General features: G+C 60.2%; 15 protein-coding genes. 8 read left to right on the forward strand and 7 right to left on the reverse strand.

Going from position 1 to position 23,546, the window contains the following annotated elements:
• Window positions 1-9 precede the first annotated feature (9 nt).
• The 3 genes from RBB75_RS09490 to mfd form a co-directional block, all read right to left on the reverse strand.
• Window positions 10-483 carry a cupin domain-containing protein gene (locus tag RBB75_RS09490; protein WP_353070285.1) on the reverse strand — a complete coding sequence of 158 codons (474 nt, stop codon included), beginning with the start codon at window positions 481-483 and terminating at the stop codon, window positions 10-12.
• Between the two features lie 109 nt (window positions 484-592).
• The gene (locus RBB75_RS09495) at window positions 593-1,072 is read right to left on the reverse strand and encodes a DUF3224 domain-containing protein (protein ID WP_353070286.1); all 480 of its coding nucleotides are present in this window, start codon (window positions 1,070-1,072) and stop codon (window positions 593-595) included.
• 228 nt (window positions 1,073-1,300) lie between these two features.
• Window positions 1,301-5,092: a transcription-repair coupling factor gene (gene mfd / locus RBB75_RS09500; RefSeq protein ID WP_353070287.1), complete on the reverse strand. Its 3,792-nt coding sequence runs from the start codon at window positions 5,090-5,092 to the stop codon at window positions 1,301-1,303.
• A 167-nt stretch (window positions 5,093-5,259) separates the two neighbouring features.
• Here mfd and RBB75_RS09505 point away from each other — a divergent pair, with 167 nt between their 5' ends.
• Together RBB75_RS09505 and RBB75_RS09510 are read left to right on the forward strand one after the other, a co-directional pair.
• Window positions 5,260-6,252, forward strand: coding sequence for a substrate-binding domain-containing protein (locus RBB75_RS09505; RefSeq protein WP_353070288.1), 993 nt, complete (start codon window positions 5,260-5,262; stop codon window positions 6,250-6,252).
• Window positions 6,253-6,410: 158 nt separating this feature from the next.
• On the forward strand, window positions 6,411-7,391 hold the full coding sequence (locus RBB75_RS09510; RefSeq protein WP_179640567.1) for a substrate-binding domain-containing protein: 981 nt from the start codon (window positions 6,411-6,413) through the stop codon (window positions 7,389-7,391).
• Window positions 7,392-7,659: 268 nt separating this feature from the next.
• Here RBB75_RS09510 and RBB75_RS09515 read toward each other — a convergent pair whose 3' ends face one another.
• The gene (locus RBB75_RS09515; protein ID WP_179640568.1) at window positions 7,660-8,667 is read right to left on the reverse strand and encodes a zinc-dependent alcohol dehydrogenase family protein; all 1,008 of its coding nucleotides are present in this window, start codon (window positions 8,665-8,667) and stop codon (window positions 7,660-7,662) included.
• Window positions 8,668-8,778: 111 nt separating this feature from the next.
• Window positions 8,779-9,684 carry a formate/nitrite transporter family protein gene (locus RBB75_RS09520; protein WP_179640569.1) on the reverse strand — a complete coding sequence of 302 codons (906 nt, stop codon included), beginning with the start codon at window positions 9,682-9,684 and terminating at the stop codon, window positions 8,779-8,781.
• A gap of 235 nt (window positions 9,685-9,919) precedes the next feature.
• Here RBB75_RS09520 and ligA point away from each other — a divergent pair, with 235 nt between their 5' ends.
• Window positions 9,920-12,073, forward strand: coding sequence for an NAD-dependent DNA ligase LigA (gene ligA, locus RBB75_RS09525; RefSeq protein ID WP_179640570.1), 2,154 nt, complete (start codon window positions 9,920-9,922; stop codon window positions 12,071-12,073).
• Between the two features lie 147 nt (window positions 12,074-12,220).
• Here the strand turns inward: ligA and RBB75_RS09530 are convergent, their stop codons facing one another.
• Window positions 12,221-13,645, reverse strand: a complete 1,425-nt coding sequence (locus RBB75_RS09530; RefSeq protein WP_179640571.1) for a glucoamylase family protein — start codon at window positions 13,643-13,645, stop codon at window positions 12,221-12,223.
• Window positions 13,646-13,887: 242 nt separating this feature from the next.
• Here RBB75_RS09530 and RBB75_RS09535 point away from each other — a divergent pair, with 242 nt between their 5' ends.
• The 3 genes from RBB75_RS09535 (at window position 13,888) to RBB75_RS09545 (ending at window position 18,576) form a co-directional block, all read left to right on the forward strand.
• Window positions 13,888-14,961 carry a LacI family DNA-binding transcriptional regulator gene (locus RBB75_RS09535; RefSeq protein WP_353070289.1) on the forward strand — a complete coding sequence of 358 codons (1,074 nt, stop codon included), beginning with the start codon at window positions 13,888-13,890 and terminating at the stop codon, window positions 14,959-14,961.
• Window positions 14,962-15,417: 456 nt separating this feature from the next.
• The gene (gene fusA / locus RBB75_RS09540; RefSeq protein WP_179640573.1) at window positions 15,418-17,568 is read left to right on the forward strand and encodes an elongation factor G; all 2,151 of its coding nucleotides are present in this window, start codon (window positions 15,418-15,420) and stop codon (window positions 17,566-17,568) included.
• A 237-nt stretch (window positions 17,569-17,805) separates the two neighbouring features.
• On the forward strand, window positions 17,806-18,576 hold the full coding sequence (locus tag RBB75_RS09545; protein WP_179640574.1) for a CPBP family intramembrane glutamic endopeptidase: 771 nt from the start codon (window positions 17,806-17,808) through the stop codon (window positions 18,574-18,576).
• On the opposite strand, the gene RBB75_RS09550 is transcribed toward RBB75_RS09545, so the two are convergent.
• The gene (locus RBB75_RS09550) at window positions 18,501-19,376 is read right to left on the reverse strand and encodes a CPBP family intramembrane glutamic endopeptidase (protein ID WP_353070290.1); all 876 of its coding nucleotides are present in this window, start codon (window positions 19,374-19,376) and stop codon (window positions 18,501-18,503) included. The two genes, RBB75_RS09545 and RBB75_RS09550, sit on opposite strands and share 76 nt — an antisense overlap.
• A 320-nt stretch (window positions 19,377-19,696) precedes the next feature.
• Between RBB75_RS09550 and RBB75_RS09555 the strand changes: the two genes are divergently transcribed.
• Together RBB75_RS09555 and ligD are read left to right on the forward strand one after the other, a co-directional pair.
• Window positions 19,697-20,596 carry a Ku protein gene (locus RBB75_RS09555; protein ID WP_179640576.1) on the forward strand — a complete coding sequence of 300 codons (900 nt, stop codon included), beginning with the start codon at window positions 19,697-19,699 and terminating at the stop codon, window positions 20,594-20,596.
• Window positions 20,597-20,604: 8 nt separating this feature from the next.
• Window positions 20,605-23,481, forward strand: coding sequence for a DNA ligase D (gene ligD / locus RBB75_RS09560; RefSeq protein ID WP_179640577.1), 2,877 nt, complete (start codon window positions 20,605-20,607; stop codon window positions 23,479-23,481).
• The last annotated feature ends 65 nt before the right edge of the window (window positions 23,482-23,546 follow it).

The raw sequence follows: 23,546 nt of genomic DNA on the forward strand, positions 1-23,546 counted from the left end.
GCGACCAGTTTACGGCAGAGTAAGGATCAGTGGGCCGTGATCCTGGACGGGCGGGGACGGGAGGCCCGCCGGGATGACGTCGTAATGGGCCATGACGCTGCCGATGTCGGCGAGATTGGGTGGGTCTTCTGCTTTGAGGATGCGGGAGAGCTCGTGGAAGTACTCGGGACCGAGGAGGCCGGGGGTGAGCAGGCAGATGATGCGGGCGGTTTGCTGCTGATCGTTGAGGTAGGAGTGTACGGTGCCGCGCGGAATGCGGAGATGCTGTCCGGGATGGAGGGTGATTTTGCGCTGGTCGACGATCCAGGTCGTGATGCCGTTCATCGCAAAGACCGTCTCTTCGGATTCGCGGTGAAGGTGGGGGATGTTGAGGTGAGCGTGAGGTGGGATGAGGAGCTCGAAGACGTCCGCGGCACCCTGGGTCTCATGGCGGCTCTGAAGGAAGGTGATGGTGAGTTTACCGATCTGGATGGGCTGATGCATAAGACCCTTTCCCGTCTCGATACGAGGAGGACGGCTTCGGTGACTGCTTATTAGGACACCGAGTGGAGGAAAAGGTTACGGAGAGCAGGGAGGAGCTGCGTTCAGGGCGCTACGGTAGAGTGTATTCAAAGTCGTAGGAGTGTTTGCCGTCGACGATGTTGATGGACATGGTGCCGGCGAGGCCGATGAGCTGACCGGTGCCTGAGTCGGGGACCACGGTGACGCTGAGAGTGGGGGTGCCGCGCGTCATAGTGCCGGTGTGCTGGAGGATGAAGGTGCCGGTGTGGCCTTTGAGGGTGCCGGTAACGATCTCGAGGGCGACATAGCCTCCTGAAGAGCCTTTGGCTCCTGAGCCTGCGGCGAGCATGGTGCCTTTGCTGGTGGCTTCGAGGTCGCCGTGGAAGTGCTTGTCGATGAGCATGCGGGTGATAGAGGGCGAGCCTGCTGTTTCGTCGGCGGGCTGCGGGGCTATCTTTACGTCGAAGGGGCCGGTGGCGTGTTGGGTGGCTTCGGCTGCTTTACTCGCCTGGGGATTGGCTCTAGGAGTTACGGTGAGGGCGAGGGTCAGGCACAAGAGAAGGGTCTTCATGTTGCGGCCATCATCGGCTATTGGTGTGAGTGAGTCAATGAGGTGTGGGGTGGCTTTGCGGCTGAAAGGTTCGCACGGTTGTGGCGCGCTGAGTGCTTCGGGATACTTCGCTGCGCTCAGAATGACAGCAAAAACGGGCAACAACAAGTGCAAAGACAAATGCGGGGATTCTTCACTTCGTTCAGAATGACGGAGCGTCGCGTGGAATGACGAGTTGTGTTCAGGTCTTTAGGTGAGATGAGGGGTGTCGAGGGCGTCGAGGAGGGCTCGGGTCTCGGAGAGGACTTCTTCGGATTTTGCGGAGGGGAGGGGCCAGCGCAGGGTGCCCTGGGGAGTGAATTGGGCTCCGCGTTTGGTGTTGCGGCTTACCAGCTTCATCAGCGTGGCCGGGTCTACGGTTTTGTTGCTGCCGTTGGTGAAGTGGGAGGGGTCGGCGTTGACGGCAGCGAACTTTACGTGGAGCATTTCGACGAAGGTTTTGATGGGGGCTTTCTTGTTGCCGTTGGGGTTGGGAAGTTCGACTTGCGTGCGCTTGCGGTCGAGCTGGGAGATGCCGAGTTGCTCGCACTGGAGGCGGATTTCGCCTGCGGCGAGGAGATTCAAGACTGTTTCTGGTGGTGTGCCGTAGCGGTCTTGTAGTTCGGCGCGGACGTCGGCGAGGTCGGCTTGCGTTTGTGCGCCGGCGATGCGCTTGTACATGCGGAGGCGCTGGTTCTCTTCGGGGATGTAGTCGGAGTCGATGCGGACAGAGATGCCGAGGTTGATGACGGTGTTGGCGTGGGCGGGTTTTTCTTCTTCGCCCTTCATCTTGCGGACGGCTTCCTCGAGCATGGTGGTGTACATCTCGAAGCCGATGGCTTCGATGTGGCCTGACTGTTCGCCGCCGAGCATGTTGCCTGCGCCGCGGAGTTCGAGGTCGAGGGCGGCTATTTTGAAGCCTGCGCCCAGGTCGGAGAATTCTTTTAACGCGGCGAGGCGGCGGCGGGCTACTTCGGTGAGTTCGGTTTCGGGTGGGATGAGGAGATAGCTGTAGGCGCGGCGGTTGCTTCGGCCAACGCGGCCGCGGAGTTGATAGAGCTCGCTGAGTCCGTGGCGGTCGGCGCGGTTGATGATGATGGTGTTGGCGAGGGGGATGTCGAGGCCGTTTTCGATGATGCTGGTGGCGACGAGGACGTCGTACTCGTGGTTCATGAAGGCGAGCATGACGCGCTCGAGCTCGGCTTCGGGAAGCTGGCCGTGGCCGATGACGATGCGGGCTTGCGGGACCAGTTCGCGGATCTTGGATGCTAGTTCGTAGATGGTTTCTACGCGGTTGTGGACGAAGTAGACCTGGCCGCCGCGCTCGAGCTCCATCTCGACTGCGGTACGGATGAGTTTTTCGTCGAACTTGGCGACGATGGTCTGGATGGCCATGCGGTCTTTGGGTGGGGTCTCGATGACGGACATATCACGTAACCCAATCAGTGACATATGCAGGGTGCGCGGGATGGGCGTGGCGGACATGGAGAGCACGTCGATCGCGGCGCGCATCTGCTTGAGGCGCTCTTTGTGGCGGACTCCGAAGCGTTGCTCTTCATCGACGACGAGGAGGCCGAGGTCCTGGAACTTCAGGTCTTTGGAGAGGATGGCGTGGGTGCCGATGAGGATGTCGATCTTGCCGGTTTCGGCTTTTTCGAGGATGATCTTTTTTTCTTTGGCGGTACGGAAGCGGGAGATCATCTCGATGTTGACGGGGAAGTTGGCGAAGCGTTTTTTGAAGGACTCGAAGTGCTGGAAGCTGAGCACGGTTGTGGGCGTGAGGACTGCTACTTGTTTGGAGTCCTGCACGGCTTTGAAGGCGGCTCGCATGGCGACTTCAGTTTTGCCGTAGCCGACGTCGCCGCAGAGGAGTCGGTCCATGGGGCGAGTTGACTCCATGTCGGCCTTGATGTCGGCGATGGCGGTGAGCTGATCGTCGGTTTCGTTGAAGTCGAAGGCATCTTCGAACTCGTGCTGCATGTTGGTGTCGGGGGAGAAGGGTGTGCCGACGGCGGCCTGACGCTGCGCATAGAGCTTGAGTAGCTCGGCGGTCATGTCGGCCATCGCCTTTTTTACGCGGGCTTTGGTCTTCTGCCAGGCTTGTGTGCCTAGTTTGTTTAATTCGGGCGGCGGGCCGGTTTCGCTGGAGCGGTACTTCTGGATGAGGTCGAGGCGCGTGAGGGGGACGTAGAGTTTTGCTTCGTCTGCGAACTCGAGGATCATGAGTTCGAGTGGAGGCTGGTCGTTCTCTTCAATGACGCGGAGGCCACAGTATTGGGCGATGCCGTGCTCGACGTGGACTACGTAGTCTCCTACGGCTAGGTCGCGGAAGTCGGAGATGAAGGCGGCGGCTTTGGATTTGCCGCGGCGGACCGGGCGGGCGGTTACGTCGGCGTCGTCGGTGAGGTCTTGCGCGCCGAAGATGACGATCTGGCCATGGGCGGTGCCTTTGTCGAGGGCTCGTTCACGAAGTTCAAGGATCTGGACGCCTGCGGCGATGGGGGTTTTGACGATGACGGGCGTGCGGAGGTCGATGGTGTTGCCGCCGAGGTAGCTGGACTCGGTGTAGACGGTGGAGGAGCCCGGGCTCTCGTTGCGGGAGCCGAGGCGGTAGGGGAGTTGGTACTCCTGCAGGAGGCCGGCGAGGCGCTCGACTTCGCCTTGATTCGGGGCGGTGAGGAGGATGCGGGCTTCCTGTTTGATGAGGGAGTTGATGGCGTCGATCATGGCTGGAATGGAGCCGTGAAAGCGCATGGTGGGACGGGTGGCGAAGTCGACTTCGGAGAGGTCGCTGCGGTCGGCGTCGAGGATGTCGACTGCGCCGAGTTGGTCAAGCTCGATGCCGGAGAACTTGTGGAGGCGGTCGTCGAGATCCCAGGGGGAGAGGTAGATGTCTTCGGGGCGGACGAGGTTGCCGATGCCGGAGCGCTCGTGGCGCTGCTCGATCTTGTTCCACCAGCGCTCGCCTTGATTTTTGATCATGGCCGGCTCTTCAAGGAAGACGCGCGGGGCGTTGGGGCTGGAGGCGCTGAGGAGGTCGAGGAGGGTGAGGTTGGCTCCAGCTACGGGGGCGAAGAACTCCCAGCCGGGGAAGATGGTGGCTTCTGCGGTGTATGAGTTTGTGGATCCCACCCTTTGCGATGAAGCCGCAGAGGATAGACCCGGGGTTTGGAGGTGAGTCTGGAGTTCGGCTGGGATCTCGCCGCCTTCGAGGGATGCGCCTGCTTTGCCGGCGCGGGTGAGGCGGGCGTTGATGGCGGTGAGGAGCTTGTCGGTGACTGGGGTTTCGGTGAGTGGGAGGAGAAGTGCGCTGTCGAGGGTGGAGGCGGAGCGCTGGGTGTCGGGGTCGAAGCGGCGGATGGATTCGATCTCGTCGCCGAAGAAGTCGACGCGGACGGGGCGGTCCATCTCTGGGGAGTAGATGTCGAGGATGCCGCCGCGGAGGGTGACCTGGCCGGGCATCTCGACGACGTCTACTTTGGTGTAGCCGACGGAGAGGAGGTGCTCGACGAGCATGTCGGGCATGTACTCTTCGCCGACTTTGAGATGGAGGGTGAGGGCGCGGTAGTAGTCGCGGGGGAAGAGACGCATGCAGGCGGCTTCTACTGGCGCGATGACTAGTTTGGCCTGGCCGGTTGCGATCTTCCAGAGGGTGGCGGCGCGGGTCTCTTGAATTTCGGGGTGGGGGGAGAGGTTTTCGAAGGGGAGGACGTCATGTGCGGGAAGACGGAGGACGGATTCGGGCGCGAGGGCACCGGTTAGTTCGCAGGCGCTGATGACGGCGGCCTGGAGGGCTTCGGCGGCCTTGTTGTCGGCGACGATGATGACGCAGGGGGCCTGAGCGGCGCGGACGAAGAAGGGCAGGTAGAGAGCGCGGGCGGTGAAGGTGAGTCCGGAGACACGTCTGCGCCCCGTGCCTCCGCTGAGGTGGCGGCGTACACGCTCAAAAGCTTCAGAGTGCTCCAGGTCTGCGAGGAGCTCGCGGACGAAGGGTAGGACCATGCTGGATTGAGTTTATCAAGTGGAGTTATCAGGCGGAGTCTGCACGGGTTTACTCCGCCGAGTGATTTGGAGTAGTATCTGGCACCCGCAGGGAAATAGAGCCTGCGCTGCTGCCCGATTTCGACAAGTTTTTCGGCTTCGGACAGAGATACTGCCGGAGGATGGACATGAATACTTTGAGGAAGCGGTATCTTTTTGCGCTTTTAGCGGTGGTGCTTCCACTGATTGCGGGATGCACCCGTCACAGCAAGAGTGAGCAGTACTATCTGATCGCTACAAATACAGCGGTTCCTTATTGGAAGGCGGCCGCAACGGGATTTGCAGCCGCGGGCGCGCAGTATGGCGTTTCAGTCGATACGCGCGGGCCGGCGGGGTTGAACGCGCAGGCCGAGGTGGAGGAGTTCAAGGCGATGGTAGCGAGGAAGCCTGCGGGCATTCTGGTGTCGGTAGCGAACTCGCAGTTGATGGCGCCGGAGATTGATGCGGCGATTGCGGCGGGTATTCCGGTGATTACGATTGACTCGGATTCGCCTGAGAGCAAGCGGTTGTACTTTATCGGGACGAATAATCTGGAGGCTGGACGGCTGGGCGGACGACGCGTTGCCGCGGTGCTGAATGGCAAGGGGAATGTCGTGTTCTTTACCAATCCCGGGCAGCCGAATCTGGATGAGCGGTTGAAGGGCTATATGGATATCTTCGCGGGATATCCGGGAATCAAGGTTGTGGAGACGTTCGATATCAAGGCGGATCCGGGTACGGCGCTGGATAAGGCGGGAGAGTACCTTGAGCGGAAGGCGCCAGCGAGGGTCGATGCTTTCATTTGTCTGGATTCGCGGTCGGGTGCGAATGTGGCGGAGGCTTTCAAGCGGCGGAATGCTACGGACCGCCTGCTGATTGCGATGGATGTGGACTCGGACACGCTGAAGCTGGTGGGCGATGGGACGATTGATTCGACGATCTCGCAGAAGCCGTACACGATGGCGTTTCTGGGATTGAAGGCGCTGGACGATATCCATCACTATCCAGTGAAGCCGCTGGACGGCGACTTTGGGCTGGATCCTTACTCTCCGTTTCCGGCTTTCGTGAATACGGGGGTTGCCCTGGTGGATAAGACGAATCTGAGCGCGGTGATGAAGAAGCAGAGGGAGGCGAATCAGTAGGTCTGGCCGCTCTGCGGATGGAACAGTTGTTCAAGATTTTGAGTAGTGTCGGGCTCCTCTCCCCAAGAACTTGTCAGGAAGTGACCTGTACCGGTACCGATTTCGATGATCTTCGGTTCGGACAGAAGTTTTGCCAGAGGATGACGATGAACTCTTTTATGAGGCGATCTCTTTTCCTGCTTTTGGCTATGTTTCTTCCAGTGCTGGCGGGATGCACCCGACACAGCAAAGACGAGCACTATTACCTGATTGCTACCAACATCAACCTGCCCTACTGGAAGGCGGCTAATGCAGGGTTCCAGAAGGCGGCGGCTGAGTATGGGGTGTCGTCGGAGATGCGCGGGACCACTACGTTCGATCCGCAGGGCGAGGTGACGGAGTTTCGCACGGTGGTGGCGCGCAAGCCTGCGGGGATCCTGGTGTCGGTGGCGAATGCGCAGTTGATGACGCCGGAGATTAATGCTGCGCTGGCAGCGGGGATTCCGGTGATTACGATGGACTCCGATGCTCCGGCGAGCGGGCGGCCGTATTTTATTGGGACGAATAATCTGCAGGCGGGGCGACTGGGTGGACAGCGGGTTGCGGCTAAGCTGAATGGCAAGGGGAATGTGGCGTTCTTTTCGATTCCGGGACAGCCGAACATCGATGAGCGGTTGAAGGGGTATAAAGACGCGCTGTCGCACTATCCGGGGATCAAGGTGGTTGATGTGTTCGATATGAAGGGCGACTCGGGTCTGGCGATGGATCAGACGCGGGATTATCTGTCGCGAACGGGTGCGAACAGGATTGATGCGATTGTTTGCGTGGAGGCGGCTTCAGGCAGGGATGTGGCGGAGGCGTTTCGACGGGCGAATGTGAAGGATCGTGTGCTGGTCGCGATGGATACGGATCAGACAGTGCTGCAAGGGGTAAAGGATGGGACGATCGATTCGACCATCTCGCAGAAGCCTTTTACGATGGCGATGGTGGGGCTGAAGGCGCTGGACGATATTCATCACTATCCGCTGAAGCCGTTGGCGCAGGACTACTCGCTGGATTCGTTTTCGCCGGTTGCTATGTTTATCGATACCGGGGTTGCGCTGATCGACAAGAATAATGTGGATGCGATGCTGAACATCGGTGAGGATAAGGCGCCGTAGCCAGTTGAAACGAGAGGGTTGGCGGTTTGAGCAGCAGCAGATCCTTCGACTTGTCCTTCCGCGATGAAACTGCGAGAGGCGTAGTCGAAGGATGACAGTTAATCTTTATAAGAATCACTTGCAGACGATGGATGCTACGAAAGCAGACCCCAGGGGCTAAAGCCCTCGTCTTTGGCGGGTTTGATTGCCAAGGCTAAAGCCTTGGCCTACCCAGAAGCAAAAGCTATTCTTACCGATCTTCCCAAATAACAACTTAATCAGAGGTTCCTTAGAGCGTTACTACGATCTTTCCTATCTGCGCGTTTGATTCCATGTAGCGATGGGCTTCGACGATCTGGGCGAAGGGGAAGGTTCTGTCGATGCGGGGCTTGAATTTGCCGGCGACTATGTTGTCGAAGACGTACTTCTTCGCATCCTGAGATTTGATGGGGTCGGCGAGGATGTCGCGCAGGGTATAGCCCTGGATGATGAGACGCTTGGAGAGTGCGGTAAAGAGCGGGTAGGGGGTTGGCTCCATCGCCAGCGCGCCGTACTCGAAGATGGTGCCAAGAACAGCGGTGGCGTGGGCGAGGGCTTCGATGCCTTTGCCCCCGATGGGGTCGAAGACGAGGCGCGCGCCCTGGTTGGCAGTGATCTGGTTGACGCGGGCGACGAGGTCTTCTTCTTCGGTAACGATGACGTGATCGGCGCCGAGTGCTAAGAGCTCGGCTTTTTTGGCGGTGGTGCGCGTGGTGGCGATGCTGATGGCGCCTTCGGCTTTTGTGATCTCGATGGCGGCGATGCCTACACTGCTGCTGGCGGCGGTGATGATGACGTAGTCGCCCTTAGTGAGATGGCCGTAGTAGATGAGTGCGCCGTAGGCGGTGATGTACTGCATCCAGATGCTGGTGCCTTCTTCGAAGGAGAGCTTGGCGGGGTACTCGGCGACGGCGTGGATGGGGACGATGGCGACTTCGCCGTAGACGCCGTATTGATTGAGCGAGAAGGCTGGGGTGGTGCTTGCGGTCTTGCCGATCCAACTGGTGTCCACGCCATGGCCTACGGCTTCGACGATGCCGGAGGCCTCGTAGCCGTTGGTGGAGGGGAGAACGGGCGATTCGAGGTAGCGGTTGTGGAGGAACATGCTCTCGGCGCGGTTGAGGCCGATGGCTTTGACGCGGAGACGGACCTCGCCTTTGCCTGGTTCGGGGAGGGGGAGTTCATCGAACTGGAGGACTTCGGGGCCGCCGATCTTGTGGAAGCGGACGATCTTTACGGTTTTCGCGGTGTCGGGCATGTTCGGACTCCTTCTTGATTATGGATTTGGATGAGTGGAGGAGGAGAACGACTCGCGCGGGGGCTGGAATCGGTTGAGGAATGTTTTGAGGATTTTTTTAGGGAATGACAGTCAGGCTTTGGTGGAGTCTTCCTGTTTCGGATCTTCCTTCGGGTGGGGAGCGATGGCTTCGGCTTCGGCGTCGCCGCCGTAGATGACCTGGCCGTATTCGAGGAGGGTGACCATGCCGACGCCGCCACAGATGTTGCCGGCAACGGCGGGGAGGAGCCAGGTGAGATAGCTGGTCCAGGCGGCTTTGCCGATGAGGACGGCGGCGAGGATCTCGCCACTGGTGGCGATGCAGTGGGCGAAGTTGCCGAGGCCGACGACGAAGGTCAACATCCAGATGATCATGACGGAGCCGGTGATGGAGTGCGACCCGGAGACGAGCCATGCGACGGTGGCGATGATCCAGCCGCCCATGACGCCGCTCCAGAAGATGGTGGCGGCGGGGTTGTGGATGGCTTCGAGGCCGAGGGCGGCGAGGGCTTGCACGACGCTTGGATTGACGGCGTTGGTGAGGGCGGCGAGGGCGGCGAAGGTGAGAGCGCCGAGAACGTTCGCGGGAAGGACGGTGGCCCAGAGGCGGAGGGTCTTCCAGAAGTGCTTCTTTTCGGCGAGGACGAGAGCTACGGGGTAGAGGGTGTTTTCGGTGAAGAGCTGGGAGCGGCCGAGGATGACGACGATGAAGCCGAGGGGGTAGAACATCTTTCCGACGAAGAAGATGGTGTGGGTGGGGACGGTGCCGGGGGTGGTGAGCAGGGCGATGGCGATGGCGTTGCCGAGGGCGGAGAGGCCCATGAAGATCCCGCCGGCGAGTCCGGAGATGGCGAGAGAGATGCTGGAGCGGCCGAGTTCTTGCCGGGCGTTGTTGGCGACCTGGTCGTAGATGTCCTGGGCGCTGGGGCGCTCGAGGTTTTTTTGCGCGTCCTGATTGGTGGGAGGAGCGGGCGGGTAGCGGCGGAGGCGGTAGGGCATAAGTGTGAGATGCAGATTGTGTCCTGCCGGACGGGCCTCCTACGCGGAGGGCGCCCACTTCGTGGGGTGTATACCGCTTCGGTTGGCGCTCCCGTTGGTCGCGAACGATATTTCTTCCGAGCATCGCGAGGACCTAGGCTGCCAATCCTGCCGAGACCGGTACACGCGTCACGAAGTGACCGCCTCCCGCGCAGGGAGCCCGTCCGGCAGGACATCAGCTTTTATAATTTCGCTTATGGCGACTGCGTTGACACCGGATCAAGAGATAGAGGAGCTGCGGGATCAGCTTCGTCATCATGAGTATCTGTACTACGTCGAAGATGCGCCGGAGCTGACAGATGCGCAGTATGACGCGCTGATGAACCGGCTGAAGAAGCTCGAGACCCAGCATCCGGAGCTGGTGACGGCGGACTCGCCTTCGCAGCGCGTGGGCGGAAAGCCGAAGGAAGGTTTTGCGAAGATGCCGCACTCGCGGCCGATGCTGTCGCTGGATAACGCGTACAACGAGGAGGAGCTGCGGGCGTGGGATCAGCGGGTGCGGGATGCGCTGCCGAGTACGGAGGCGGTGCGGTATGTGTGCGAGTTGAAGCTGGATGGTCTGTCGCTGGCGCTGCAGTATGGGGCTGGATCTGGGCCTGAATCTGGGCCGGGATCTGACAGGGGCGGGGCTGCGCATCTGTTGCGGGGGCTGACGCGTGGGGATGGGTCGATCGGCGAGGATGTTACGAGCAATGTGCGGACGATCCGGTCGGTGCCGTTGAGCATTTCGGCGGCGAAGTTGAAGGCGGCGGGTTTGCCGCAGAGCTTCGAGGTGCGGGGCGAGGTGGTGTTGCCGCAGGCGGCGTTCGTGAAGCTGAACGAAGAGCGTGTGGCGGCGGGGCAGGCTCCCGCGGCGAATCCGCGGAATGCTGCGGCGGGGACGATACGGACGCTGGAGCCAAATATCGTGGCGCAGAGGCGGCTTGATTTTTATGCTTATTTTTTGTTAAAGGATGGGGAGTTTCTGTTGCCGCAGCAGTCGACTGCGCTGGAGGCTTTGAAGACGTCGGGTTTTCGCGTGAACAAGTATGCGAAGGCGCTGAAGAGTATCGATGAGGTGGCGAGGTTTATTGAGGATGCGGAGCCGCTGCGCGATTCGCTGGGGTATGAGATTGATGGCGTTGTGATCAAGGTGGATGCGACGGCGCAGCAGAGGCGGCTGGGGTTTACGGGGAAGGCTCCGCGGTGGGCGATTGCGTATAAGTTTGCGGCGCGGGCGGGGATTACGAAGCTGGAAGGTGTGTTGTTTCAGGTGGGGCGGACGGGGAAGGTGACTCCGGTGGCGGCGCTTGCTCCTGTGTTGATTGGGGGGACGACGGTGTCGCGGGCTACGCTGCACAATGCGGATGAGATTGCACGGCTGGGGGTTCGCATTGGGGATTTTGTGCAGGTGGAGCGGGGCGGGGATGTGATTCCGAAGATCGTAGAGGTGGTGGAGGATAAAGCGCATCCGCGAGGGGCGGAGGAGATTGTGTTTCCGAGGAGCTGCCCGGTTTGCGCGAGCGAACTGCAGCGAATCGAGGGCGAGGTTGATTGGCGATGCGTCAATAACTCTTGTCCGGCGCGGGTTCGGGAGGAGTTGCTGCATTGGTCGGCGCGTGGGGTGATGAACATTGAGGGGCTGGGTGATGCGATGGTGGCGCAGCTGCTTGGCCAGAGTGCGGAGCTGGGTGGCGATGGAGAGGTGGTGACGGAGGCGGGTGCGCCGGTCGTGGTGCGTAAGCCGCTGATCCATACGATTGGTGACTTGTATCGGCTGAAGCGCGAGGATCTGCTGGGGCTGGAGCGAGTGGGCGAGAAGACGGCGGATGCGCTGCTGGAAGAGATTAAACGGTCGAAGAAGGCGGGGCTGGCGCGCGTGCTGCTGGGGCTGGGGATTCGGTTTGTGGGTGAGCGGACGGCGCAACTGCTGGCGGAGCACTTCGGCTCGATGGATGAGTTGATGATGGCGGCGAGTCAGGAGGCGGAGAAGGCGAGCGCGGCGTTAGAAGCGGTGAATGAGGTGGGACCGAAGGTGGCGCAGGCGATCGCGGAGTTCTTCGCGGTGGAGAAGAACAAGGATCTGGTGAAGGATCTTGCGGGGCTGGGGCTGGAGATGACGGCGGAGAAGCGGGTGACGACCTCTACGCTGGAGGGGCTGACGTTTGTGTTGACGGGGACGCTGCCGAATCTGACGCGGGAGTCGGCGAAGGAGAGGATCGAATCGGCGGGGGGGCGGGTGTCGGGGAGCGTGAGTAAGAAGACGAGCTATGTGGTGGCGGGGGAGGAGGCGGGTTCGAAGCTGGATAAGGCGAACTCGCTGGGGGTGAAGGTGCTGGATGAGGCGGGGTTGCTGGAGTTGCTGGGGTAAGTGCTCGTCCTGCCGGACGGGCCCACTTCGCGTGGGGCGGTCACTTCGTGACTTGTATACCTTTTCTGGGTGGGATGAGCCTCGTTGGTCCTCCCTTTGGTCGGATGAGGATGCTCTCGGGCTGGCTGGTCTACTCGCTTCGCGAGACTATGCGTGGGGGCGATTGGTGCTTGGAGCCACGGGCTGGTCGGAGCTGGGGATGGCGGTGGGTTTTGGCTCGGAGGGGTTGGTGGTCTGGCGGGCGGCGTGGAAGCCGCAGGCCTTCATGGCGGCGACGGGTTCGGGGTTCTGCATGAAGATGTCCCAGACGAAGGCGCTGCGAAGATTTTCTGCCATGAGGACGCTGATGCCGAGGTCGATGCCGAGGACATCGGGATCGTACCAGTGGAGATCGGGGTGGAAGGCGTCGCAGAAGCCGTAGCGGCCCCAGGCGTCTTTGCCGAAGTTGTCTTTGAGGGCGCGGAGGACGCGGATGCAGTCGTGGGGGAGGAAGGGCAGCGAACCGGCGGCGGCGCAGGGGACGACGGATCCATCGACGGGACCCATGAGGGGAGGTCCACCCCAGGCGGCGTAGCCGTGCTCCCAGTCGGAGGCGGAGACGCCCCAGTAGTCGTCGGTGTAGCCGCGTTTGAGGCCGAGGCAGAAGGCTTTGTGGGCGCGGGTGGCGGTGATGGAGTTGGAGAAGTAGTTGGCGAAGGCGTCGCGTTTGCCGGCGAAGTCGAACCAGGCGTGGGAGAACTGATGGATGAAGAGAGGATCGCGTCCGCTGATGTAGGAGTAGGGGCCGAAGGTCATAGGAGGGCGGGTGAAGGCGCTCCAGGAGTCGGCGGAGATGGGGTGGGTGGGCGAACCGATGGCGAGGAGGTAGATCATCATGAGCTCGGAGTAGTGGTCCCAGCGGGTGGAGATGAAGCCGGTCTCGGGATGCCAGCCCATGGAGAAGGTCTTGCCGCCGTTGAGCATCCAGGGCCAGTCGACGCGGTTGTAGAGCTGGGTGGCGAGGGCAGTGATTTCGTGATCGTTGAAGTAGGCGCGGGCGGTGAGGACGCCGCAGAGGAAGATGGCGGTGTCCATGGAGGACACTTCGACGTTGATGAGGGGGCGGCCGGTTTTGACGTCGCTGAAGTGAGAGAAGAAGCCGTGCTCGTGCGGCATCTTGTTGAGGTGAAAGTCAAGCGTGGTGAGGACCTGTTTTTTGATGCGAGCGGTGTCTTGATAGCCGCGCCTGTCGGAGATGCAGAGAGCGGTGAGACCGAAGCCGGTGGCTGCGATGCTTGAGGCAAAGTGAGTGTCGAACTCTCCGGTTGCGGTCTTGTTGGTGGCGCGGTCGAGGATCTGTCCTGTGGCTGGGTCGGCTTGTTCGGTGAAGTAGAGGCAGCCGGCGCGCTCCATCTCTTCGAGGAAGGCGAGGTCTTCGTCGGTGAGCAGGCGACTGTATGCGGGTGTTGCCGGGGCGGCGGCCTGCTGGGCTTCGAGCGGGGCTGCCGCAAAGCTGGACAGGATGGCTCCGCCGAGGAGTTTGGTCGCGCTGCGTCGCGTGATCTTAGGCGGAGTCGGGATGTTGAAGCTCATTCTGTCTATGGTACGTTCCTGCCGGGAGTGCAGACGTGTGTGACTATGTGAATCGTGCAAAAGTAACGCGGAGGTTGTAGAAGACGACCGGTTCCGAGGTCGTTCCTGGAGCGTACGGTCTCTGGGGTTTGATGCCGCGGCGGCGTGGGGCGATGCCGGCGCGATGGTCGAGATTCCGTTGGGGAGTATGTCGGAGCTCATAAGAGAGTCACAAAGGGTCGTAGTTGTGACAGACTGCATGAATGCGTGGACGCACAAAAAAATCTGCTGCGCCAGAGTTGAAGACGAAAGAGCATAAACCGGCGAGCCTGAAGGTGTTGTCCGGTCACCTTGGATTGTCGATGGCGGCTATCTCGCGGGTGCTGAGCGGGGCTCCTGCTGCGCGATCGATTCCGAAGGCGACGCAGGACCGGATCGTCAAGGCGGCCGAGGAGCTGAACTACCGGCCGAATCTGTTTGCACGGTCGCTGCGCAACCGGCGAAGTCAAACGGTTGGAGTGCTTGTACCGGAGGTGAGTGAGGGGTACGCGACCCTGGTGCTGAGCGGGATCGAACAGGAGCTGATGCAGGCGGATTATTTTTATTTTTTGATAAGCCATCATCATCGCGAGGAGATGATTCAGAGGAGCGAGCAGCTGTTTCGGGACCGGGCGGTGGAGGGGGTGATCGCGGTGGACACGCTGCTGCGGGACCGGTGGGCGATTCCGACGGTGACGGTGTCGGGGCATCACGAGCCAAAGGGTGTGACCAACATTGTGCTGAACCATCGGTTGGCGGCGGAGCTTGCGATCGATCACCTGAGCGGGCTGGGGCATCGACGGCTGGCGTTTATTAAGGGGCAGAGGTTCAGCTCGGATACGGAGTCGCGGTGGAGGGGAATTCGGCATGTGATGGAGAAGAGAGGGTTGAGGATTCTTCCGACTTTGGTGGCGCAGCTGGAGGGTGAGCAGCCGACGCATGAGCCAGGTTATCTGGCAACGCAGAAGCTGCTGGCGTGTGGGGAGAGCTTTACGGCGTTGTTTGCGTTCAATGATGTGTCGGCGATTGGGGCGATCAAGGCGCTGCGGGAGGCCGGGCTGCGGGTGCCGCAGGATGTTTCGGTGGTGGGGTTTGACGATGTGCAGTCGGCGGCGTTTCAGAATCCTGCGCTGACGACGGTGCGGCAGCCGTTGCGGACGATGGGAATGCTGGCGGCCCAGACGGTGCTGCTGCAGATTGGGGCGGCGGCTGGCGGGAATCACGCGCAGGAGATTGTGGTCGATCCGGAGCTGGTGGTGCGGGAGTCGACCTGCCCTCCTTCGGCGGGGAAGAGATAGCGGTGCGAGGCTAACTTTTTATTTCAGAAACTGTCCTGCCGGACGGGCCCACTACGCGTGGCGCGGGCGTTCGCACGCCTTTTTGGAGCTTCGCATGGTCTTCCCGTTGGTCGGAATCATCTTCTCTCGCGACCAACGGGAGCGCCAACCGAAGGGGTATACAAGTCACGAAGTGACCGCTGCCCGCGCAAGGCGTCCGTCCGTAAAGACAGTTTCTGGATAGATTCTCAGAGATGCGCTGGCTGGCCGCTTTCGGCTCAAATGGGGGGGAAGCAGAAAGCCTGTTTGTGATAGCATCCCTGCTCCTCGAGATAGCGGTCGCTGAAGGGGCTGAACTCGAGGTCCACTTTCCGTGGTCGATGTTTGTCGGAGACTGTTCGGATCGATAACCCATTCCGTGATGTTTATTTGTAACCGATGGAGATTTATCAGCTCTGATTTGAAGGAGAGTCTGACATGAAGGTCTATCTGGGAAACGACATTCGTAATGTGGCCGTGGTGGGCCACGCGCATAGTGGCAAGACGACCTTGATCAGCGCGATGCTGCATGCGGCGAAGATGACGGCGACCCGTGGCCGGATAGAGGATGGGTCGGCGGTGACGGCGTATGACGAAGAAGAGGTGGCGCGGCGGACGACGATGTCGAACGCGGTGGCGTTTGCAGAGTGGAGCGGTATCAAAATCAATCTGATTGATACGCCTGGATTTCATATGTTTGTGCATGAGACGCGCGCGGCGATGCTGCCGGTGGAGGTGGCTCTGGTGGTGGTGAACGCACAGTGCGGGGCGGAGGCGGTCTCTGACCGCGTGTGGAAGTATGCTGCGGAGGTGACGCTGCCGCGTGTGATCGCGATTAACCAGGTGGATCATCCGAAGGCCGATAGCAGGATGGGTCGGCAGCGGATGATCGAGCAGTTGCAGGAGAAGTGGGGGCGGCAGGTGGTGCCGGTTCAGCTGCCGATTGTGGATCAGCATGGGTTTCATGGGGTGGTGGATCTGGTGACGATGAAGGCTTATCTGTATAAGCCGGATGGAGATGGGCGGGGCGAAGTTGGCGTGATTCCGGAGGTGTTGAAGGCGGATGCGAAGGCTGCGCATGAGGCTCTGGTGGAGCTTGTCGCCGAGGGGAAGGACGAGTTGATGGAGGAGTTCTTTCGCGAAGGAACGATTCCGGAGCAGCATCTGATCGTTGCGCTGCATGAGGCGATTCGCGAGGACAGAATCTTTCCTGTGCTGTATGTGAGCGGGTTGCGGAATGTTGGGACGGACCATCTTCTGGATTTTCTGAAGGTGTATGCGCCGGCGCCGACGGAGAGGGAGCCGGTGGCAACGCGCGGGATTCTGCACTCGGTTTCGAACGGCGTGAATGGGAGCGGCACGGGGGATCAGGACGAGATTGTGATGCGCAGGGTGGACGATAAAGAGCCGCTTGCGCTCTATGTGTACAAGACGATGACCGATCCGTTTGCGGGAAGGATCTCGTTCTTCAAGGTTGTCAGCGGAATGATGACGACGGACAAGACAGTGCAGAACTTTACGCGGCATGAGCCGGAGAGGCTGGCGCATCTTTCGATCATGCAGGGGCGGAAGGCGGTTGAGGTCTCGGAGCTGCATGCGGGAGATATTGGGGCGGTGGCGAAGCTTCGCGTGACTTTGACGGGAGATACGCTGGGCGACAAGGCTCATGAGGTTTATCTAGAGCCGGTGCCGATGCCGGAGCCGGCGATGACCTATGCGATTGAGCCGAAGTCTCGCGCGGATGAGGACAAGCTTGGGCCTGCGCTGCATAAGGTGATGGAAGAAGATCCGATGGTGAAGTTCTTCCGCGATCCGCAGACGAATGAGTTTCTGGTGGCCGGGGCGGGACAGCAGCATATTGAGGCGGTGGTTTCGAAGCTAAAGCGGCGGTACCACACGGATGTGATGCTGAAGGCTCCGAAGATACCGTACCGGGAGACGGTGCTGGGGCGGGCGGAGGCGCAGGGTCGGTATAAGAAACAGACCGGCGGACATGGGCAGTATGGAGACTGCAAGGTTCGCATGGAGGCGATGCCGCGGGGGAGTGGCGTGGTGTTTGGGAATGAGATCTTTGGCGGGGCGATTCCGCGGCAGTATGTTCCGGCGGTGGAGAAGGGGGTTCGGGAGTCGGCTGCGCGTGGATTTCTGGCGGGGTATCCGGTGGTGGATCTGAAGGTGACGGTGTTTGATGGCAGCTACCACGATGTGGACTCGAGCGAGATGTCGTTCAAGATGGCGGCTCGGCTGGCGTTTCGCAAGTGCATGGAGCAGGCGAAGCCGGTACTGCTGGAGCCGGTGATGCGAGTGGAGATTGAGGCACCGGAGGATTTTGCCGGGGCGTTGCTTGGCGATCTGAATGGGCGTCGCGGACGCGTGCAGGGGATGGAGAGCGGCGGCGCAGGGACGACGGTGCGGGCTGAGGTTCCGCTGGCGGAGATGTTGAGCTATGGGACGACGCTAACCTCAATTACGCAGGGGCGGGGGAGTTTTCGGATGGAGATGGACCACTATGAGGTGGTTCCGGCGTTGCTGGCGCAGAAGATTCTGGCGGCTTCGAAGCAGCCGGTTCATGATGATGGGGAGGAGTAAAGGCTGAAAGGTGCAGAGACGTCCTGCCGAACGGGCCGCTGCGCTCCGTCACCCCGCAAACGAAGACCTGTTTGCGGGGACCCCGATACGCGGTCACTTCGTGACTTGTATACCTTGTCTGGGTTGGTAAGCGGCTTGGTCCTCCCGTTGGTCGGGGAAGTTTGTGCTTCTGTATCTACAAAGAAAGGTTTGCGCGCGCTAATATAAAGATTCGATGAATTTTTCGGATCGGATGTTATGAGTGCGAGTGCAGCCAGTGCGTTGGACTTCTCCGGGCCAGAGCGGCCGGGGGCTGTGGGGTGGAGACGGCGGACGCTGCTTGATTTAGTCGTGGGGTATGGGCTGATCCTGATTGTGATCTGGACTCCGGCGCCGCTGCGGACCGTACTTTATTTCGTGACACTGGGGTGGATCGGGTACGCAACGTGGAGCTCCTTTAGCGGTTGGGATGCGATGGGAGTGCGGGTCGCTGGATTCTCCCGTTCGATGTGGGTGGTGGGGATTGCTCTTTGTCTTGCGGCAGGAGCGGTGGTCTTTGCGTTGCAGGAGCAGACGCTGCATGGGCCGCATAGCGTGCTGCGGTTGGTGCAGGGTTTTTGGGGCTATACGGTCTGGTCATTCTTTCAGCAGTTTCTGTTGAACGATTTTGTGATGCGGCGGTTGTTGAAGCTGACCAATGATCGTCGGGTTGCGGTGATTGGGGCGGCGGGGCTCTTTGCGCTGGCGCATCTGCCGAATCCGGTGTTGACGGTGATGACGCTGGTGTGGGGTGTCGTGGCTTGCCTGATCTTTTTGCGGTATCGCAACCTGTTTACGCTGGGGATGGCGCATGCGATTCTCGGGATCTGCGTTGCGGTGACTTTGCCGGCGTCGGTGCAGCACAATATGCGGGTGGGGCTGGGTTATCTGCGGTATCGGCCGCATGTGCGGCATCATCTGAACCAGATGGACCATAGGGTGTCGACGGTGGTGTGGGTGAGGGCTGAAGCTCCGACGCGGCGGTCCTGACGCCAGGCGCGGCCGTAGAAGATGCCGGCGATGGCGGCGAGCAGAACGTAGCGCCAGTTGAAGTGCAGAGCGCGCTTGTTGAAGTGGGAGAGGCCGAAGAGTGCGCTGGTGAGGAGCAGAGCTTGCGTGCGGCCCAGGCGGCGTTCGAGTAGATTTTGCAGCCAACCGCGAAAGAAGAGCTCTTCCGGGACTGCGATGAAGAGAAAGGTGAAGAGGTAGGTTCCGGCGAGTTGGGAGAGGCGCGGCCAATGTGGGTGGAAGTGGAGAAAGCTGAGGCTTAGACCTAGTGCGATGGCGATGGGGGTGAACAAGGCCCATTCGCGCAGGCCGATCGCGAAGTCGCGTAAGCGGATGCGCAGGTCGAAGCCGATGCCGCTTAATTCCCGAATAAATAGGAAGCCGTAGATGCCGGCGTTGAGCAGGATCATCTTGTTGAAGACGGCGAGATGGGGTGGCCATGCGGGCTCGAACCAGCGCAGGTCGACGGCAAGGCCGAGAGTGATGAGGACGAAGTAGTCTCGCCATGTGCCAGTTTGGTCTGGGTCGACCTGTTGGGCTTGATGCAGGAGGAGCGTGACGGCGATTGGGAGGAGGGCGTAGAGGGCGAACCAGTACCAATGAAAGCTCGATGCAGCGAGGCTTACGACGAGATAGGGGAGGCTCAGCGCTGAGGGTAGAGCGAGTCTGATGGAGGTGGGAAGACGGTGGATGCGTCGATGGAGGGCTTCGCCGAAGAAGGCTGCAGCGAGAAAGGGGATGAGGGTGAAGATGCCAGCGAAGATGTTGGCGGGGGTGAACATCTGCTGGGTTTCAGTATAGGGAGGAGATGGTGGCTTGGCTCATTTCTTCTGAGAAAGACCGGTCCTGCCGGACGGGCCCACTGCGCTTGCCACCCCACGAACGAAGACCTGTTCGTGGGGCCCCCGATTCGAGCGGTCACTTCGTGACTTGTATACCTTTTCTTGGCTGATTGGAATGCCTGGTCCTCCCTTTGGTCGGAGAGGACGATAAGAGCACTAATCAGCGCTCTTTGGTTTTAAGGCTTGTATTTGCGGGGTTTATGGTGATAAAAGCATCTTCCGGGCCTTTGTTTGCTTCCAATCCACTTGGAGAACCCTTTATGCCGCGTCCGTACTGGTCAGGTCAGATACAGATCTCACTCGTTTCGTTTGGAGTCAAGCTGTTTACGGCGACCGAGTCGAAGAGCGAGATTCGTTTTCATCAGCTTAGCCGGAAGACCGGGGAGCGGATCAAACACCAGAAGGTCTCTTCTGGCGATGAGGGCAAGGTGGAGAGCTCGGACATTGTGAAGGGTTATGAGTACCGCAAGGGCGAGTACGTCGTGGTCGAGCCGGAGGAGATCGAGCAGATTCGAATTCCTTCCAAGCATACGATTGAGGTGACGCAGTTTGTCGATGAAGGCGAGCTTGATCCTGAGTTCTTCGAGAAGCCCTATTTTGTGGTGCCGGAGAATGATGTTCAGGCGGAGGCGTTCGCGGTGGTTCGCAAGGCTCTGCAGACGACGAAGAAGATTGCGCTGGGGAAGATTGCGTTTAGTGGGCGCGAGCACCTGGTGGCGGTTTCGGCTGGGACCGACGACAAGCTGCCGGGCATGATGGCTTACACGATGCGGTATGCGGAGGAGTTGCGGGATCCCAAGGAGTTCTTTGAAGACATCAAGAAGGTGGCGGTGGATGAGGATCAACTGTCGCTGGCGAAGGAGTTGATCAAGCGCAAGGCGTCGAAGTTCGAGCCGGAGAAGTTCAAGGATGAGTACGAGGCGGCGTTGCGCGAGATGGTTGAGGCGAAGGTGAAGCATGCGCCGATTCCGAAGGATGATCCTGCGCCAAAGTCTGGCAAGGTGATCAATTTGATGGATGCTCTGCGGAAGAGCGTGCAGAGTGATGAAGCGCCTGCGGCGAAGAAGAAGGCTCCGGCGAGAGCGACTGCTGCGGAGGCGCAGAAGGGCATCGAGCTGGTGAAGCCTGCGAAGGCATCCAAACCGCGTAAGTCGGCGTAGGGTGCGCCATGGCTACGAGGAAGAGAGCCAAGACGAAGTCGGCGGTGTCTGCTGCTGATGCCGTGGATGAGCAGCTTGGACTCTATCGCTCGATGCGGGACTTCGAGGTTACGGGGGAGCCTAGCGGATCGGCGAAGAAGAAGTTCTTTAACGATCAGCCTCTGCCCTTCGTGATTCAGAAGCATGCGGCGACGCGGCTGCACTACGATTTTCGGCTTGGGTGGAATGGGGTGCTGAAGAGCTGGGCGGTGGCGAAGGGGCCGAGTTACGTCACGGCAGATAAGCGGCTGGCGGTTCAGGTGGAAGATCATCCGATCGACTATGGGGGCTTTGAGGGGATTATTCCGAAGGGCCAGTATGGTGGCGGCACGGTGATGGTGTGGGATCAGGGGACGTGGGAGCCTCAGGCTGGGCATACCGATGTGGATGAGGGGCTGCGGACGGGGTCGCTGAAGTTCATTTTGCATGGGACGAAGATGAAGGGGAAGTGGGCGCTGATTCGCATGGGGGGGAAGGCCGCGAATGAGAGTAAGCCGAACTGGTTGCTGATCAAAGAGCATGATGATTTCGAGCGCACGAAGGACGACGCGGCTGTGACGGACAAAGAGCCGGATAGTGTGGTGACGGGGCGGAGTCTCGAGGAGATTGCACGGAACGAAGATCATGTCTGGAACTCGAAGGAGACGGCGAAGGGGAATGCGTGGTATCGGAAAGACGCTGGGGCTGCGAGTGCGAGGGAGATCGTCGCGGAGAAAGCTTCGCCTGAGCCGGCGTCTGCCGATAAGCCTGCTAAGGCTCGCAGGTCGAAGAGTGTTGCCTGGGAGTTGAAGGTGCCGGAGGGTGCGCCGAAGGAAAGACTTCCGGAGTTTATTACGCCGGAGCTGGCGTTGCAGGCTACGACTCCGCCGAGCGGTACTGGATGGCTGCATGAGTTAAAGCTGGATGGCTATCGCATTCAGGCTCGCAAGGATGGCGACAAGGTTCAGCTACTGACTCGGACGGGGCTCGACTGGACGCATCGGATGAAGACGATTGCAGCTCTGGTGGGGAAGTTGCCGGTGGATCGGGTGATTCTTGATGGCGAGGTTGTGGTGCTGGCAGAGAACGGGACGACGAGCTTCGCGGATCTGCAGGCGGCGTTTCAGGAGGGGGTGAAGAAGCCGCTCAGTTACTTCGTGTTTGATCTGCTACATCTGAACGGGCATAACCTGCGGGGAGTGCCGCTGGCTGAGCGAAAGGGGCTGCTTGCTACGCTTCTAGAGGGCGACGGGGAGTTTCTGCGCTTCAATGAACATCTGGAGTCGGACGGGCTGGTGATCTTTGAAAAGGCTTGCGAGATGCATGTCGAGGGGATCGTCTCCAAACGCGCTGCCAGCAAATACTCGAGTGGTCGAGGGGGAAGTTGGCTGAAGGTGAAGTGCGTTCATGAGCAGGAGTTTGTGATCGGCGGGTTTACCTTGCCTTCGAATGGGACGCACGGAGTTGGGGCTCTGCTGCTGGGGTACTACGACGGCGGGAAGCTGATCTATGCGGGGAGGACTGGAACGGGTTTCACGCAGAAGACCCATCGTGTGCTGCGCAATCAGTTGGAAGAGCTGCGTGAGAAGGAGAATCCGTTTGAGAATTCTCCGGCTGAGGCACGTCGGGGAGCGAACTGGGTGAGGCCGGAGCTGGTGGCCCAGGTGAACTTTGCGACGTGGACTGCGGACAACCTGGTACGGCAGGCTTCGTTCAAAGGGCTGCGAGAGGATAAGCCTGCGAACGAGGTACGACGGGAGGAGTTGACAGTCGCGGCCAGAGTGCGCGGGACGAAGAGCGCTTCCCATACTGCGTCGGTAGCGATTGCGGCGAAGACTGCTTCTGCAGAGACGGCTCCTGCTCCAGCGAAGATGTCTGCCGCTAAGGCGACTGCTGCGAAGACAACTCCAACGAAGGCTGCGGCCGCGAAGAGTTCGGCTGTGAAGGATTCGAAGAAAGCGGCCTTGGAGTCTGCGCCGGTGCGGTTGACGCATCCTGAGAAGGTTTTGGATGTGGAGACGCAGCTTACGAAGCAGCAACTAGCTGACTATTACTGGGCGATTGCGCCGCATATGCTGCCGTATATCGAGGGCCGTCCGGTGTCGCTGGTGCGTTGTCCGGATGGAAGTGAGAAGCCGTGTTTTTATCAGAAGCATGTGAACGCGATGCTGCCGCCGGGGATTACGGCGGTGGACGTGCCGGATAAGAAGACGGGGAAGATGGACCCGTACATTACGCTTTCGACGTCGGAGGCGCTGGCGGGGCTTGCGCAGATGGGCGTGCTGGAGGTGCATCCGTGGGGGTCGCGCAATGACGATCTTGAGCACCCGGATCGGATCATCATCGATCTTGATCCGGATGCTGCGATTGCGTGGCCGAGGCTGGCTGATAGTGCTGGCGAGGTTCGTAGAGAGCTCAAGGAGCTTGGGCTGGAGAGCTTTTTGAAGAGCACGGGAGGCAAGGGGCTGCATGTGGTAATTCCCTTTGAGCCTGAATACGACTGGGCGGTGATCAAGCAGTTTGCTCATGCGTTTGTGCTGAAGATGGAGAAGGATCAGCCGGGCCAGTATCTGACGAAGATGAGCAAGGCGGCGCGGAGGGACAGGATCTTTCTGGATTACCTGCGAAATGAACGCGGGGCGACGGCGGTGGCGGCTTTCTCTCCTCGGGCGCGTGCGGGAGCGGCGGTTTCGCTTCCGCTGGACTGGAGTGAGTTGAAGTCGGCGGAGCGGACGGCGGTTCGGGTTGCGGATTTCGAACAGTGGCGCGGGCGGTTGAGTCGCGATCCGTGGAAGCAGTTTTCCGAGCTGCGGCAGCGGATCACGCCGAAGATGTTGGAGGCTTTGAAGATATCTCAGGGGGCGTGAGTGTCGGCTCACCCGGAATCCCTGTTCGATAATGGACAGTTTGTTTCGATTGCGGACGAGGGGCG

This window comes from Tunturibacter empetritectus (genome assembly GCF_040358985.1).
In the GTDB taxonomy this organism is placed as follows: Bacteria; Acidobacteriota; Terriglobia; order Terriglobales; family Acidobacteriaceae; genus Edaphobacter; species Edaphobacter empetritectus.

Bases quoted from the DNA above. Each gene is read 5' to 3' on its own strand.
- RBB75_RS09490 (WP_353070285.1), bottom strand. From the start codon at position 483: ATGCATCAGCCCATCCAGATCGGTAAACTCACCATCACCTTCCTTCAG.
- RBB75_RS09545 (WP_179640574.1), top strand. From the start codon at position 17,806: ATGAGTGCGAGTGCAGCCAGTGCGTTGGACTTCTCCGGGCCAGAGCGG.
- RBB75_RS09505 (WP_353070288.1), top strand. From the start codon at position 5,260: ATGAATACTTTGAGGAAGCGGTATCTTTTTGCGCTTTTAGCGGTGGTG.
- mfd (WP_353070287.1), bottom strand. From the start codon at position 5,092: ATGGTCCTACCCTTCGTCCGCGAGCTCCTCGCAGACCTGGAGCACTCT.
- RBB75_RS09520 (WP_179640569.1), bottom strand. From the start codon at position 9,684: ATGCCCTACCGCCTCCGCCGCTACCCGCCCGCTCCTCCCACCAATCAG.
- fusA (WP_179640573.1), top strand. From the start codon at position 15,418: ATGAAGGTCTATCTGGGAAACGACATTCGTAATGTGGCCGTGGTGGGC.
- RBB75_RS09515 (WP_179640568.1), bottom strand. From the start codon at position 8,667: ATGCCCGACACCGCGAAAACCGTAAAGATCGTCCGCTTCCACAAGATC.
- ligA (WP_179640570.1), top strand. From the start codon at position 9,920: ATGGCGACTGCGTTGACACCGGATCAAGAGATAGAGGAGCTGCGGGAT.
- RBB75_RS09495 (WP_353070286.1), bottom strand. From the start codon at position 1,072: ATGAAGACCCTTCTCTTGTGCCTGACCCTCGCCCTCACCGTAACTCCT.
- RBB75_RS09550 (WP_353070290.1), bottom strand. From the start codon at position 19,376: ATGTTCACCCCCGCCAACATCTTCGCTGGCATCTTCACCCTCATCCCC.
- RBB75_RS09510 (WP_179640567.1), top strand. From the start codon at position 6,411: ATGAGGCGATCTCTTTTCCTGCTTTTGGCTATGTTTCTTCCAGTGCTG.
- RBB75_RS09530 (WP_179640571.1), bottom strand. From the start codon at position 13,645: ATGAGCTTCAACATCCCGACTCCGCCTAAGATCACGCGACGCAGCGCG.
- RBB75_RS09535 (WP_353070289.1), top strand. From the start codon at position 13,888: ATGCGTGGACGCACAAAAAAATCTGCTGCGCCAGAGTTGAAGACGAAA.
- RBB75_RS09555 (WP_179640576.1), top strand. From the start codon at position 19,697: ATGCCGCGTCCGTACTGGTCAGGTCAGATACAGATCTCACTCGTTTCG.
- ligD (WP_179640577.1), top strand. From the start codon at position 20,605: ATGGCTACGAGGAAGAGAGCCAAGACGAAGTCGGCGGTGTCTGCTGCT.